The organism is Mycobacterium sp. NGS15 (assembly GCF_059813245.1).
This window is the reverse complement of sequence record NZ_JCALEF010000001.1, coordinates 683046-697234: the sequence shown is the minus strand read 5'-3', so window position 1 is coordinate 697234 and position 14189 is coordinate 683046. Positions and strand designations below refer to the sequence as shown.

Sequence of the window (14189 nt, the reverse complement as noted above, 5' to 3'; positions counted from 1 at the left end):
CGCGATAGGGTGGGCGCGGTCGATCGCGCCTGCGCAAAAGAGCGCTCAGCACGGATAAGGAACGAGACGCATGGCGAACCCCACCGGTGGAAATTCCGAGGCCAAGCCCGGCGCACAGGGCGAGAAGCCTGCGGACTCCGCCGAGCAGCCGGAAGGCGCCGCGAACACCCCGGAGATATCCGATACCGCGGACACCGGGCCGGTCCCTCCGCTCGATGACGCCCAGACGGTCGTGATGGCTCCCGCTAAGCCCGACGTTCCGCGCTACACGGCACCGGGATTCGACGCCAACAAGACCGAGATGATCGCGCCCGTCGGCGACGATCCGAAAACCGAGCTCATCGCGCCGCTGGCGACCCAGGCCCGCCCCAAGGCCGCGACCCCCGAGACGATCGCTCCTCGCAAGGAGGAGAAGCGCAGCTGGGGCTGGGTGATCGCGCTGGCACTCGTCGTCGCCGCGCTGGCTGCAGTGATCGTCCTCGCCGCGGTCATCATCTCGCGCACCAGCGCACCGAAGGCATCACAAGAAGAGCTGGTGCGCACCAGCATTCAGAACTATGACAATGCCATCCAGACCGGCAACCTGGCGGCACTGCGGACAATCACGTGCGGCGAGACACGCGACGGTTACGTCCGCTACCCCGACGCCGAGTGGTCCCAGACGTATCAGAAGGTGGCGGCCGCCAAGCAATATCCGGTGGTTGCCAGCATCGACGAGGTAGTGGTCAACGGCGAGCACGCCGAAGCCAACGTCACCTCGTTCATGGCGTTTGCGCCACAGACCCGGTCCTCGCGGAGCTTCGATCTGCAGTTCCGAGACAAGGAATGGAAGATCTGCCAGTCCGACTGACGGACTCGCCGAGTGCGAGCGCTAACGCTCACACTCGGCGAAACAGCTCTACGCCATTCCGGCGGAGACCGACCGGCCCGCCGACTTCAGGTCGTTGCAGGCCTCGATGACGCGCTCGGTCATACTGGCCTCGGCCTTCTTCAGGTAGCTGCGCGGGTCGTAGGTCTTCTTGTTACCCACTTCGCCGTCGATCTTGAGCACACCGTCGTAGTTGGCGAACATGTGCCCGGCAATCGGCCGGGTGAAGGCGTACTGAGTGTCGGTGTCGACGTTCATCTTCACCACGCCGTAGCGCAGCGAGTCCTCGATCTCCGACTTCAGCGAGCCCGAGCCGCCGTGGAACACGAAGTCGAACGGCTTGGAGCCCTCGGCCAGGCCAAGCTTGGCCGAGGCGACGCGCTGCCCCTCGGCCAGCACCTCCGGCTTGAGCTTGACGTTGCCCGGCTTGTACACACCGTGCACGTTGCCGAAGGTCGCGGCCAGCAAGTACCGGCCGTTCTCGCCGACACCGAGCGCATCGACGGTCTTCTCGAAGTCTTCGGATGAGGTGTAGAGCTTCTCGTTGATCTCGGCCTCGACACCGTCCTCTTCGCCCCCGACGACGCCGATCTCCACCTCGAGGACGATATGAGCCTTTGCCGTGGCGGCCAGCAGTTCCTGCGCGATCTGGAGGTTCTCGCCGATCGGCACCGCCGAGCCATCCCACATATGCGACTGAAACAGCGGGTTCTGCCCGGCGGCCACGCGCTCTTGCGAGATGGCGATAAGCGGACGCACAAAGCTGTCCAGCTTGTCCTTGGGGCAGTGGTCGGTGTGCAGGGCGACGGTGATGCCGTACTTGGCGGCGACCACATGCGCGAACTCGGCGAGCGCGACCGCGCCGGTCACCATGTCCTTGATGCCCAGACCCGAACCGAATTCCGCACCACCGGTGGAGAATTGAATGATGCCGTCGCTACCCGCGTCAGCGAAACCCTTGATCGCGGCGTTGATCGATTCCGATGAGGTGCAGTTGATTGCCGGGAAGGCAAAGGAATGCTCCTTGGCCCGGTTCAGCATTTCGGCGTAGACCTCGGGCGTGGCGATGGGCACTTCGACGACCTCCATGTCAGCTCTGCGGATTCGCCCCTCACCATAAGGCAGCCAGGTTGACGATAGATATCGACGGTACTGTTGGCGCCGTGAACTTGCTGGCAGCACCCGAATCCGTGACCACCCTGGCGCTCATGCCAGATTTCCTGGATCCGATCAAACTGCTCGGTCACTTCGGAACCTTGGCGCTACTCGGGTTGCTGGTGGTGATCTTCGTGGAATCGGGGGTGCTGTTCCCGGTGCTGCCCGGCGATTCGTTGTTGTTCGTGGCCGGGATGCTGGCGGCCGGGACTGCCGCCGCAGCGGCCGACGGTGTTGCACAGGCCAATTTTCAGCTATGGCAGCTGCTGGTCTTCATCCCCATCGCGGCCATCCTGGGCGGCCAGGTCGGCTACTGGATCGGTCGCGGCATCGGCACGTCGATGTTCAAGCCGGAAGCCCGCTTCCTCAAGCAGAAGTACCTCGATGAGGCGCACGCCTTCTTTGAGAAGCGCGGACCGTTCGCCATTGTGATCGCCCGGTTCGTGCCGATCGTGCGGACCCTGGCTCCGATCACCGCGGGTGCGGCCAGGATGAGCTATCCGATCTTCGCTCTGTACAACATCCTGGGCGCCGTGGTGTGGGGCGTCGGTCTCACACTGCTGGGCTATTGGCTGGGTCAGTTCGAGATCATTCAGAAGCTGCTCGAGCCCATCTTCATCTTGATCGTGCTGGCCTCGGTGGCCCCGATGTTCTTCGAATGGATGCGCCGCCGCAAGGCCGCGAAGAGCCGCGAGGCAGCACCGGAGGCTTAGGCGCCCTCGAGCGGAGTCTTCTCGAATTCGTCCACCATGTCCCGGAAGGCATCCGGGAAGGGGGCGGATGTGCCATCGATCGCGTGCACATACACCGTCTCGCCGGTGATGAGATGTTCGCCGCCACGGTGAATTTCAAAGTGACACGTCATGCTCGCCGTACCCAACCGGGCGATGCGCACCCCGAGGTCCAGGACGTCATCGAAGCGGGCCGGCCGGTGATAGTCGATGACCGACTTCACCACGTACATGTGCTCAAAGACCCCGTCGCCGGTGGCGCTGCGTGCACCGGTCAGGGCGGCCCAGTACTCGGTGAGCGCGGCATCGAAGTACGCCAGATAGTGGGCATTGAAAACCACGCCCTGCATATCGACCTCGGCCCACCGCACCCGCAGCGGATGAAAGAAGCTGAAATCCTCGCGCGCCATCTCAGGCGACCACGTGCGCCGCTTCGAGCAGCATCCACCCGGACAGCTGTACCGACAGGTCCCGTTCGGGCACCTTCGAGGGGTTGACCGCACCGGCAATGAACTGCGAGGCCGGCGCGTGCGCGGTCGGCAGATCCGCCGTCCGCGTCCAATCCGCGCCGAATAACGGAAGGTCCTCCACAATCAGCCGATTGGCCCAGGCCGCCTCCGCGGAGGTCAAGAGGATGTCGCGGGCCGCAGCCCGTGCCTCGGTGTCCTGCGGGGAGTTCTCCGGAAGCATCGTGGCCACCAGCGCCAGATAGCGGGCGAGTATGCCGTTGAACAGCCCCCCGTCTCCACCGCCGCTGCCCCGGATGACGCCCTCCTCGGTCATCCGATCCCTCACCGCGCGGACGAGACGATGTACGCGCTCGGCGTGCCGGGCTTCGCCGGTGCGCACCGAGAGCTCGGTCTCCAACCCCAACACCACGCCCTGGCAGTAGGTGTACGTCGCCCGTTCCAGGGTGCCGTCCTCCTGTATGCCGTCGATGACCAGATGCGATTCGGGGTCGATGAGTGTCTTGTCGATCCAGTCGGACATCACCTCGGCCCGCCACACTCTTCCAGTGCGCGCCAACACGATTGCCGCCGGGCCGTTGGCGGGGGCGTTGAAGAACCTGTCCTGTTTACGCCACGGTATGCCGCCTCCATACTGCGGCATCCATGCATCGAGGAACTGCTGCCGTAGCCGATTGAGCGCGCGGGGGCGCTCCACGCCCAGTAGCTCGGAGGCTCGCTGCATCGCCAGCGCCAACCAGGCCATATCGTCGTAGTACTGGTTGGTCCACATAAAGACATTGCGGAAGCGGTGTGCGCGTTGCATATCCGCGATGTACCTGAGCCGGTCGGGGCGTGGGTCGCGCAGCTGCGCGTCGATCAGGCAGTCCTGCAGATGCGCCTGCCACCAGTAGTGCCAGTTCTTGAACCAGGTGGCACCCGGCGCGGGCGGCCAGGTGACGATGCCCAGGCGCATACGCGGCAGATGCCACAACGGCGAGAAGTGTCTGGCAGTGATTGCGGCTTCCGCGCTACTGGCGCGGTTGGCCCACAGCACATCCATGCACCCGATACTAAGGGTGACCCATCCCCGGGCTACCACGCCTTGGTCAAGTCGGCGTGCTGACGGATCCAGGCGTGCATGGCGATACCGGCCGCGACCCCGGCGTTGACGCTGCGGGTGGATCCGAACTGCGCAATCGAAACCGTCATCACCGCACCGCCTTTCGACACATCGGTGACGCCCGGCCCCTCCTGCCCGAACACCATCAAGCAGTCCGCGGGCAGTACCGCGGTCTCCAGAGGCACCGAGCCGGGCACGTTGTCGACGGCCACCACCGTCAGGCCGGTCAGCTTCGCGTACTCCAGAAGCTGCTCGGTGCTGTCATGGTGCATCAGATGCTGGTAGCGATCGGTGACCATGGCACCACGCCGATTCCAGCGGCGCCGGCCGACGATATGCACGGTGCGCACCGCGAACGCGTTGGCCGTGCGCACCACCGTCCCGATATTGGCGTCGTTTTCGAAGTTCTCGATGGCTATATGCAGCCGGTGCCGCCGCGTATCGATATCCGCGACTATTGCCTCACGCCGCCAATACCGATAGGCGTCAACCACATTGCGGGCGTCGCCATCGCGCAGCAGCTCCGGGTCATAGCGCGGGTCTGCCGGCAGCGGCAAACCCCGTTCGACCGCCCACGGCCCCACTCCGTTGCCGCTAGCGCCCCATAGGGAAGGTTCGGCGGGGGCATCCTTCTGATCCTTCGGATCCTCACTCACGGTTCATCCAGACCGCGGCGTGAGTGCCGATCACCGAGAGCGTCCCGGCGAGCACCGCGGCGTTGATCTCCCCCTGGAGACACAACGACGGCTGCATCTGCACGGCGTCGAGGGCCGCGTCCGGAAGCACCAGCACCGATGCTCCGTAGATGGCGCAGCTGCGCGCCAGCCCCTCTCCGGGCAGCGTCGGCGCCACCGTCACCATGAGTGGACCACCGCGCTCGGCCGACTCGTCGCGGTAGCGCGCCGCAATCCCCGAGATGTTCAGGCCCAGCAGCGAAAATCCGTTGCCGGTAAATGCATTCGGATCGCCCAAATCCACCTGGCTGATCTGCTGCCCGCTTGCCCTCCATGCCTCCATGCTCTTGGTGACGATCACCAGACCGGAGTCGTTCTGTGGGGTGGGCAGCAGCCCCATCGGGTAGGCCACCGGGTAGGCCACGGTGGTTCCGGCGATGCGATCCTTCGCCGAATACACGTACACACCACGCACCGCGCTCTGGTTCTGCATCGGCCCCAGGCACACCGTGCCGGTCAGGCCGGTCGCGGCCTCGAGGGACGGCGTCGCGGTCAGCGGATGCACGGAAAGGTCGGCCAGGTCACGACAGCCGTTCAACGCCGGCACTTCGAGCGGATGCGCCAAAGACCCGTACAACCCAAAACGCAGATCCTGGGCGGCGGCAGGCTTCTCCCCCGGCTTGGCGATCGCTCCTGTGATGTCGACCAGCACATACCCGTTCTGGAATCTCAGGTTGGCGACACTGAGGTTCCAACCCAACAGGCTCTGCGTTTCACCGATCTTGGCGGCCTGAGCACCGTAAACCAGCTGCTTGTCAGGATCTTTCGAGCAGCCCGTCAAGATCAGGGCCCCGGCGAGCAACGCGACGAGGGCCCGGCGGAAGGTCACGATCCGGCCAGGCCGAGATCCGCCAGTCCCAACACATACCGATAGGGAACACCTTCGGCGCGAATGGCCTCGGCGGCACCGGTATCACGATCGACGACGGTGGCCACCCCAATCACCTCGCCACCGGCCTCACGGACCGCATGCACGGCCGTGAGCGCGGAGCCGCCGGTGGTGCTGGTGTCTTCGACCACCAGCACCTTTTGCCCTGAGACCTCGAAACCTTCGATAAGCCGTTGCATACCATGGGCTTTCACCGACTTGCGCACCACGAACGCGTCGATGGGCCGTCCGGGGGCGTGCATGACCGCCGTCGCGACGGGATCGGCACCGAGGGTCAGTCCACCCACACCGGCATAGCCCCAGTCGCTGGTCAGCTCGCGCACCAGCCGCCCGATCAACGCACCGGCACGATGATGCAGTGTGGCCCGGCGCAGGTCCACGTAGTAATCAGCTTCCTTGCCCGACGACAATGTGACCTTGCCGTGCACCACCGCGATATCGCGGACCAAGGCCGCCAGCTCGTCGCGCTCGGCCACGTTCAGATCCGGTCCTACATCAAGTTCTGCCACGACCCCGTCCTACCACGCTATTGAATTTACGCACCAAACCTCTTGGTATTACCCGTGTTACCGATGTGATCGCCTTGTATTGCAGCCCGGGAACGCTGAGCACCTTACCGGCAGCGATGTCCTGCAGACACGCGTTGACCACATCGTCGACCTGGAGCCACATGAACTCCGGAATGGTGCCCATCTCGATTCCGGCCCGTTCGTGAAACTCGGTATGGATGAATCCGGGGCACAGCACGTGCATACCAACGCCGGTACCCGACAACCCATTTGCCAGTCCTTCGGTGAAGGAGACCACCCAGGCCTTGGACGCCGAATACGTAGAGCCGCGCCCGGACACCAGGCCTGCCACGCTCGCCACGTTGATGACGGTGCCCGCACCTGCCTCGACCATCGAGGGCAGCGCCGCGCGGGTGAGCTCCATGACCGCAGTGACATTGACGTCGAGCTGCGCGTGCAACAGCGCGGGCGCCGCCGTCCAGAACTCGCCGGCAGTGGCGAAACCAGCATTGTTGACCAACACGGACACCCCCGCCGCAACGCGCTCGGCGACCTTCGCGCGATCGGCGGCATCGGCCAAATCGGCGGGCAGCGCCTCGGCGTGGACGCCATATCGGCAGGTGAGCTCGTCGGCGAGAGCGCTCAGGCGTTGTTCGTCACGGGCGACGAGCACCATGTCGTATCCGAGAGAGGCGTATTTGCGGGCGAAACCGCCCCCCAGGCCCGAGGTGGGGCCGGTGACCAGTGCCACGGGGCGTACGGAATTTGGGGCAGGGCCGCTTGCACGAGGACCGTCAGCCGCGGATGAACCGCTTGCGTGAAGACCATCAGCCGCGGATGAACCGCTTGCGTGAAGACCGTCAGCCATGGTTGGTCAGCGTACCGGCTGGCCGGACGTGGCCCACGAGCCTGTAACCGGTACTAAAAGTTACTGGTACAAGTTGTCCGAAAATGGCCGCTTGCGCGATCAAGCATTGCTAGCATCGCGAAGTGTTCGACCGGCTGGTGGTGTGGCTCATCGAGCGTCAGCGCTGGATCTACCCGGTACTCGTAGCGTTATGGATCGCTGCGGGCACCTATATAACCACCGCACCGAAGGTTGCACTGCCCACCCCGGAAGCCACCCCGACGGCGCAAGCCATCAGCGCCATGTCGCTCAGCCAACCGAAAACCGTCACGTATGAGGTGTCCAGTAACGGCCGGCCCGTCACTGTGTCCTATCTGGACGAAAAGGGCCAGTCCAAGCTCTTCAATGGCCCCGCACCCTGGCGCACGAGCTTGACCACCAGCGACCTCGGATTCACGGCGGGCGTGACGGCGATATCGACCGACACCGTCACCTGCCGCATCACCGTCGACGGCACAGTGGCCGACGAGAAGACCGACATCGGCCGCACTCCCTCGGTGAGCTGCAATCTCGTCGCATTCCAGAAACTCGAACCGCAAGGCGGTCACTGATGCACGACAGCCCCATATTCGGACGCTTCGCCGGTGTCATCAGCAGGCATGCCGCCGTGATCATCGGGCTCTTGATGATGGTGGCCGGCGGTCTGATGGCATCCGCACCCAACCTCGAAGAACTCGCCCTGACCCACGGCAGCCCCATGATGCCGACCAACACTCAATCCGCCGCGGCGCTCAAACACATGGCCAAGGCGTTCGGGGAATCCGAGTCGAACAACACTGCCGCGGTCGTCGTCGTCAAGGACCAGCCATTCACCGAGGAGGATCGCCAGTTTCGTGCCCACCTGATGAAGGAGCTGCGAGCCGACACCGCGCACGTCGAACCGGGCATGGACATGTGGTCCGATCCGCAATTCGCCACCGCATCCGAGAGCCCGGATAAGAAGGTGGCGCTCGCCCAGCTGCAGCTGGCCGGCGAGATCGGCGGACCCAAGGCCATGGAATCCGCCAAGGCCGTGCAACACATCCTCGATAACATCGCGAAGCCGCCGGGCACCACCGTCTATGCCACCGGAACGAGCCAGGCCGCCGCCGACCAGATCAACACGATGATGCGTGATGTCGTGATCATCGGAGGGCTGTCGCTCGTGCTTGTCGGCGGTCTGCTGCTTTTGGTCTACCGCTCACTTGTGGTCGCGTTCCTGCCACTGATCACCGTGGGCGTTGCCGTCGGTATCGCGACCCCGGTGACCAGCTTCCTCACCCTGGCGGGACTGATTCCCACGTCCATGATGACCAATGCGTTGATGGGTGCGCTGGCGCTGGGCGCCGGCACCGACTACTCCATCTTCTTCATCGGCCGCTATCAAGAGGGCAGGCGTGCCGGCCTCAGCATCGACGATGCGTTCCGCGCCAGTTACCGGGGTGTGGCACCGGTCGTGATCGCGTCCGGGCTGACTGTCGCGGGTGCGTTGTCCTGCATGTCATTCGCGCAACTGGACATGATGAAATCCATGGGTCTACCCGGGGCCATCACGATGATCTTCACCGTGCTGTCCGCGGTGACGGTGACGCCCGGTGCACTGCTTATCGGGGCTCGCAGATTCGGCTGGTTCGAGCCCAGATCGACCATCCGGTCGACTCGACTGTGGCGCCGGGTCGGTATCCGGGTGGCACGCTGGCCCCGACCGATATTCGTCACAACCTTCGCCTCCTTGATCCTGCTCATGATGGTGATCCCCAGCGCCTCCTTCAACTACGACGAGCTGCAATTCATCCCCAAGGACATGCCGAGCGCGGCCGGTATGAACGCGATTCAGGAACACTTTCCGGCGGGACAGATGAATCCCGACATGATCTTGATCCGGGCTCCGGAAGACCTGCGCACCTCGGCCAACATCGGGCTCCTGGAGAAGGCCGCACAACAGATCACCAAGCTGGACAGCGTGGCATCGGTGCAGTGGATCACCCGGCCCACCGGCACGCCCATGGATCAAACCTCACTCATGTACAGCGTGCGGATGGCTGGAACGTTGATGTCGCAGAACAAGATCGTCATGGAACAGCGGCAGCAGCGGATGCACGCCATGACCGACGATATGAACTCGATGATGTCCACGCTCCACGGCCTACAGGGCACCTTGCGGACCGCGCAGCAGGGCGCCAAGCAATTCAGTGCCGCCGCCCAACCCATTCAGTCCAGCCTGAATCAGCTGAAGTCACAGCTTAATTCGGCAATGGGGCCGGTCCGTGAAGCGGTGCGTGCACAACCCAATTGCGCCGCCGATCCGATGTGCGTGGGTGCCCAATCGACCTTATCGAACTTCGAGAACATGTCGAGTGTCACCGATCAGATGCGCAGCCTCGTCAGCACTTCGGGGTCCATGACCGGGGGTTTGACCCAGGCCGCACGGACGATGCCGCGCATGCTCGAGTCGATGTCCTCGATGCAGGATCTGATGACCGAGACCAACGAGCAGATGACGCAAATGATGTCGCAGATCGACACCATGACCTCGCTCATGCAGGACCTCGGCCGAAGCAGCGCCGGTACCGGAGACTACTTCTACTTCCCCGCACAAATGCTCTCGGACCCGCGATTCAAGCCGTACCTGAAGATGATGTTTTCCGAGGACGGCACCACCACACGCATGATCGCCATCGGCAGCGGCAGCAGCTACGGCGACGAAGGCATCCAGCGCGTCCGAGACCTGGCGCACGAGATGAAGTACGCCCTCAAGGGCACTCGCTTGGAGGGCAGCGTGGTCGAGATCGCCGGACCGGCAGCGCTGATCGGCGATATGCGCGTGATGCTCGACCGCGACGAAAAACTGATCATGATCGGCTGCCTGACGGTGATTTTCACGGTGGTGCTGCTCCTGCTGCGCGGGCTGGTGGCATCGCTGATCGTCATCGGCTCGGTCTTGGTGTCCTTCGCATCCACTCTCGGTCTGGCCCTGGTGATCTGGCAGCATGTGCTCGGCATCCAGCTGCACTGGTCGGTGCCTGTCGCGGTGTTCGCGATCTTGATATCGGTGGGTGCCGACTACAACCTGCTGGTCGCATCGCGCTTCAAGGAAGAGATGAGCGCCGGCATCCGCACGGGTGTCATCCGCACCATTGCCGGCACCGGCGGGGTGGTGACCACGGCGGGACTGGTGTTCGCGATGACACAATTCGCCATGATGGGGTCGAGTCTGGTCAACGTCGCACAAATGGGCTCGACGATCGGACTGGGCTTGATCATCGACACGTTCGTCGTGCGCACCTTCACGGTGCCCACACTCGCGGTGATCCTCGACAAGAAGTTCTGGTGGCCGCTGCCGATCAATCAGCTCTGGCGGCGTTCCTAACGGCTGGGCGGCTGGCTGCCCTGACCCACGGGGGCGGGCTGCCGATCTCCGGCAGGCGCAGAGCTGCTGCCGACGGGCCGGCTGGGGCGTTCTGCGGCCTGGATGGGCGAGGGTGCCGATTCCCCGGACGGGGGTAACACCCGCAGCAGGTCGTTGAACTGGCGGACGGCCTTGAGGCCCTCGTCCCACTGGTCACGGTTGCTGTTGATGGGTAACGCGGCGAGCGTCCAGTGTTGTTCGTTCCACAACACCTCTGCCGTCTCGGGCGCGGTGTGAGCGAAGGTGACCATGCGCCGGTCACAGGCCCGACGGGCGGCATCCAGGTTCGTGGAGTACACCATGCGCGGGCCAATGGCACCGAGCAGCCAGATATCGGATTCGCGGGGTTCCTGCATGACCTTGAGTCGCAGGTCCACCATGACGTTGGTGCCCACCTTGCGATGCAGCGCGATGATGGTCGCGACATCCTCCAGATCGAAGACGTAGACGGCCTCGCCACGAATCTGTCCGAGGACCACATTGGCGGCCGCGGCTGATCCCGCGCTCGACATCACGCCACGGTTCCAGCGCTTGACGATCTCTTTGTCCTGCGACATGTAGTCGAAGCCGTGAGATCGCGCCCATGCCTTCCGGCGGTGTCCGCGGCTGCGGCGGCGGCCGATATCGACGTACAGCAGTACGCCCGCACAGACGAAGCAAAGCGCGGACAGCGTGAACCAAAGTAGAGCCATCCGCGACAGCCTAACCGGTGTCGGCCCAACTACCGCGCGGAGCGCTCGGATCGTGACCGACAGTTACCGGTCCGTGATGGGCGGAGCAGCACCGCGAGCGTGCGCTCACTGCGAGATATCGGCCGGAATCTCACAGCAGCGGCACGCTCGCGGTTACCGCTCAGGCGTCAGCCCAGGACGAGCGAGTCGCCATCGGCGCTGACGTTCACCGGAACGACGTCGCCGTCGTGCACCTCACCGGCCAGCAGTTGCTTGGCGAGCTTGTCGCCGATCGCCTGTTGCACCAGGCGCCGCAACGGACGCGCCCCATAGATCGGGTCGAATCCACGGTGAGCCAGCCATTTCTTGGCGGGCTCGGACACTTCGAGCGTCAATCGACGCTGAGCCAACCGCTTCTGCAGTTGCCCCAGCTGGATGTCGACGATCCGCACCAGCTCCTCGGGGTTGAGGCCCTCGAAGATGAGCACGTCGTCCAGACGATTGATGAACTCCGGCTTGAACTTTGCACGTACGGCAGCCATCACCTGCTCCTCGGAACCACCGGCCCCCAGGTTTGAGGTGAGGATCAAGATGGTGTTCCGGAAGTCCACCGTGCGTCCCTGTCCGTCGGTGAGACGTCCCTCATCGAGCACCTGCAGCAGCACATCGAACACGTCAGGGTGCGCCTTCTCCACCTCGTCGAACAGCACCACGGTGTACGGGCGTCGCCGCACCGCCTCAGTCAGCTGGCCGCCGGCGTCATATCCGACGTATCCCGGCGGGGCGCCGACAAGCCTTGCGACCGAGTGCTTTTCGCCGTATTCGGACATGTCGATGCGCACCATGGCGTGCTCGTCGTCGAACAGGAAGTCCGCGAGCGCCTTGGCCAGCTCGGTCTTACCGACGCCGGTAGGCCCCAGGAACAGGAACGAACCGGTGGGTCGGTTGGGGTCGGCGACACCGGCCCGGGCGCGGCGCACCGCATCGGAAACGGCCTCTACAGCCTTCGTCTGACCGACGACCCGCGCACCCAGCACGTCTTCCATGCGCAGCAGCTTGGCCGTCTCGCCCTCCATGAGCCGCCCGGCCGGGATACCCGTCCAGGCCGACACCACGTCGGCGACGTCGTCGGGTCCCACCTCTTCTTTGAGCATGAAGCTTTCACGCGCCTCTGCTCCGGGAAGTGCTGCCTCCAGTTTCTTCTCCAGCTCGGGAATGCGCCCATAGCGCAGCTCCGCGGCCTTACCGAGATCTCCGTCGCGCTCGGCGCGATCGGATTCACCCCTAAGGGTTTCCAACTGCTCCTTGAGATCGCGCACCACGTCGATGGCGCTCTTCTCATTCTGCCAACGCAGGGTAAGTACGGAGAGCTGATCTTTTTTCGCAGCGAGCTCCTCACGCAGCTTCACCAGGCGCTGCTTCGAGGCCTCGTCATCTTCCTTGGACAGCGCCATCTCTTCGATCTCGAGACGACGGACCACGCGCTCGACCTCATCGATTTCGACAGGGCGCGAATCGATTTCCATGCGCAGCCGGGATGCGGCCTCGTCGACCAGGTCGATGGCCTTGTCCGGCAGGAAGCGCGACGTAATGTACCGGTCGGACAGGGTCGCGGCGGCTACCAGTGCGGAGTCGGTGATCCGCACGCCGTGGTGGATCTCGTAGCGGTCCTTGAGCCCGCGAAGGATGCCGACGGTGTCCTCCACCGAGGGCTCGCCCACCAGCACCTGCTGGAACCGGCGCTCCAGCGCGGCGTCCTTCTCGATGTACTTGCGGTACTCGTCGAGCGTGGTGGCGCCGACCAAACGCAGCTCACCACGGGCGAGCATGGGCTTGATCATGTTGCCGGCGTCCATCGCCGACTCACCGGTCGCGCCCGCACCCACGATCGTGTGCAGCTCGTCGATGAACGTGATCAGCTGGCCCGCAGAATTCTTGATCTCGTCCAGGACCGCCTTGAGTCGCTCCTCGAACTCACCCCGGTACTTGGCGCCGGCGACCATCGAACCCAGATCCAGCGATACAACGGTCTTGCCACGCAGACTTTCGGGCACGTCACCGGCGACGATGCGCTGCGCCAGCCCCTCGACGATGGCGGTCTTACCGACACCGGGCTCTCCGATCAAGACCGGATTGTTCTTGGTCCGCCGGCTGAGCACCTGCACGACGCGGCGGATCTCGGTGTCACGACCGATCACCGGATCGAGTTTGCCCTCACGGGCACGAGCGGTCAGGTCGGTGGAGTACTTCTCCAACGCCTGGAACGTCGCTTCGGGCTCGGCGCTGGTCACCCGGCCGCTACCGCGCACCTGAACAAACGCATCACGCAGCGCATTCGGTGTGGCGCCGTTGTTGGCGAGGAGTTGAGCGATCCCCGATTCCCCGGTATCACCGGTGGCCAGGCCCACGAGTAGGTGCTCGGTGGACACGAAGTCGTCATTGAGCTCGGTGGCGAGCTGCTGTGCCGTGGTGATCGCGGCGATGGAGTCACGCGATAGCTGCGGGTTGGCACTCGCATTGCTGACCTGGGGCAGCCGGTCGGCAATGGCCTGCGCCTCGTTGCGTACGGTCACGGGATCGACGCCCACAGCCTGCAGCAGCGGCGCGGCGATGCCATCGGTCTGGCTCAGCAGCGCCACCAGCAGGTGCGCGGGACGAATTTCAGGATTGCCCGCTGCGGTCGCCGCCTGGAGGGCAGCTGTCAGCGCGGCCTGGGTTTTGGTGGTCGGATTGAACGAGTCCACAACACCTCCGTTGGTTGAGAGAAA

13 protein-coding genes are annotated in these 14189 nt (G+C 64.3%); 4 read left to right on the top strand and 9 right to left on the bottom strand.

Annotated features, from left to right (window positions below; translation table 11 throughout):
* The first annotated feature begins 70 nt into the window (after positions 1–70).
* Positions 71–850, top strand: a complete 780-nt coding sequence (locus tag AC5Y5C_RS03295) for an Rv0361 family membrane protein (protein ID WP_499968938.1) — start codon at positions 71–73, stop codon at positions 848–850.
* A gap of 48 nt (positions 851–898) precedes the next feature.
* Here the strand turns inward: AC5Y5C_RS03295 and fbaA are convergent, their stop codons facing one another.
* Positions 899–1957, bottom strand: a complete 1059-nt coding sequence (fbaA, locus tag AC5Y5C_RS03290; RefSeq protein WP_499968936.1) for a class II fructose-bisphosphate aldolase — start codon at positions 1955–1957, stop codon at positions 899–901.
* A 119-nt stretch (positions 1958–2076) separates the two neighbouring features.
* Here fbaA and AC5Y5C_RS03285 point away from each other — a divergent pair, with 119 nt between their 5' ends.
* Positions 2077–2736: a DedA family protein gene (locus AC5Y5C_RS03285; protein WP_499969345.1), complete on the top strand. Its 660-nt coding sequence runs from the start codon at positions 2077–2079 to the stop codon at positions 2734–2736.
* Here the strand turns inward: AC5Y5C_RS03285 and AC5Y5C_RS03280 are convergent.
* Genes AC5Y5C_RS03280 through AC5Y5C_RS03255 form a run of 6 tightly spaced genes read right to left on the bottom strand, consistent with a single transcriptional unit; the run spans position 2733 to position 7206 of the window.
* Positions 2733–3164: an acyl-CoA thioesterase gene (locus AC5Y5C_RS03280; RefSeq protein ID WP_499968934.1), complete on the bottom strand. Its 432-nt coding sequence runs from the start codon at positions 3162–3164 to the stop codon at positions 2733–2735. The two genes, AC5Y5C_RS03285 and AC5Y5C_RS03280, sit on opposite strands and share 4 nt — an antisense overlap.
* Position 3165: 1 nt before the next feature.
* Positions 3166–4263: a glycoside hydrolase family 76 protein gene (locus tag AC5Y5C_RS03275; protein WP_499968932.1), complete on the bottom strand. Its 1098-nt coding sequence runs from the start codon at positions 4261–4263 to the stop codon at positions 3166–3168.
* A gap of 32 nt (positions 4264–4295) precedes the next feature.
* A complete protein-coding gene (locus AC5Y5C_RS03270) occupies positions 4296–4979 on the bottom strand; it encodes a TrmH family RNA methyltransferase (RefSeq protein ID WP_499968930.1) in 684 nt (227 codons plus the stop codon).
* Positions 4972–5886: a hypothetical protein gene (locus AC5Y5C_RS03265; protein ID WP_499968928.1), complete on the bottom strand. Its 915-nt coding sequence runs from the start codon at positions 5884–5886 to the stop codon at positions 4972–4974. The genes AC5Y5C_RS03270 and AC5Y5C_RS03265 overlap by 8 nt, the downstream gene beginning before the upstream one ends.
* Positions 5883–6455: an orotate phosphoribosyltransferase gene (pyrE, locus tag AC5Y5C_RS03260; protein ID WP_499968927.1), complete on the bottom strand. Its 573-nt coding sequence runs from the start codon at positions 6453–6455 to the stop codon at positions 5883–5885. Before pyrE ends, AC5Y5C_RS03265 begins: the two co-directional genes overlap by 4 nt.
* On the bottom strand, positions 6442–7206 hold the full coding sequence (locus AC5Y5C_RS03255; RefSeq protein ID WP_499968926.1) for an SDR family NAD(P)-dependent oxidoreductase: 765 nt from the start codon (positions 7204–7206) through the stop codon (positions 6442–6444). Before AC5Y5C_RS03255 ends, pyrE begins: the two co-directional genes overlap by 14 nt.
* Before the next feature lie 239 nt (positions 7207–7445).
* Between AC5Y5C_RS03255 and AC5Y5C_RS03250 the strand changes: the two genes are divergently transcribed.
* Both AC5Y5C_RS03250 and AC5Y5C_RS03245 read left to right on the top strand, forming a co-directional pair.
* Positions 7446–7913, top strand: a complete 468-nt coding sequence (locus tag AC5Y5C_RS03250; protein WP_499968924.1) for an MmpS family transport accessory protein — start codon at positions 7446–7448, stop codon at positions 7911–7913.
* Complete coding sequence (locus AC5Y5C_RS03245) at positions 7913–10711, top strand: MMPL/RND family transporter (protein ID WP_499968922.1); 2799 nt, start codon at positions 7913–7915, stop codon at positions 10709–10711. Before AC5Y5C_RS03250 ends, AC5Y5C_RS03245 begins: the two co-directional genes overlap by 1 nt.
* On the opposite strand, the gene ttfA is transcribed toward AC5Y5C_RS03245, so the two are convergent.
* Positions 10708–11442, bottom strand: a complete 735-nt coding sequence (gene ttfA, locus AC5Y5C_RS03240; protein WP_499968921.1) for a trehalose monomycolate transport factor TtfA — start codon at positions 11440–11442, stop codon at positions 10708–10710. The two genes, AC5Y5C_RS03245 and ttfA, sit on opposite strands and share 4 nt — an antisense overlap.
* Positions 11443–11609: 167 nt before the next feature.
* Positions 11610–14165, bottom strand: coding sequence for an ATP-dependent chaperone ClpB (gene clpB / locus AC5Y5C_RS03235; RefSeq protein ID WP_499968919.1), 2556 nt, complete (start codon positions 14163–14165; stop codon positions 11610–11612).
* Positions 14166–14189: the final 24 nt, after the last annotated feature.

Bases quoted from the DNA above. Each gene is read 5' to 3' on its own strand.
- fbaA (WP_499968936.1), bottom strand. From the start codon at position 1,957: ATGGAGGTCGTCGAAGTGCCCATCGCCACGCCCGAGGTCTACGCCGAA.
- AC5Y5C_RS03245 (WP_499968922.1), top strand. From the start codon at position 7,913: ATGCACGACAGCCCCATATTCGGACGCTTCGCCGGTGTCATCAGCAGG.
- AC5Y5C_RS03280 (WP_499968934.1), bottom strand. From the start codon at position 3,164: ATGGCGCGCGAGGATTTCAGCTTCTTTCATCCGCTGCGGGTGCGGTGG.
- AC5Y5C_RS03295 (WP_499968938.1), top strand. From the start codon at position 71: ATGGCGAACCCCACCGGTGGAAATTCCGAGGCCAAGCCCGGCGCACAG.
- ttfA (WP_499968921.1), bottom strand. From the start codon at position 11,442: ATGGCTCTACTTTGGTTCACGCTGTCCGCGCTTTGCTTCGTCTGTGCG.
- AC5Y5C_RS03285 (WP_499969345.1), top strand. From the start codon at position 2,077: ATGCCAGATTTCCTGGATCCGATCAAACTGCTCGGTCACTTCGGAACC.
- AC5Y5C_RS03275 (WP_499968932.1), bottom strand. From the start codon at position 4,263: ATGGATGTGCTGTGGGCCAACCGCGCCAGTAGCGCGGAAGCCGCAATC.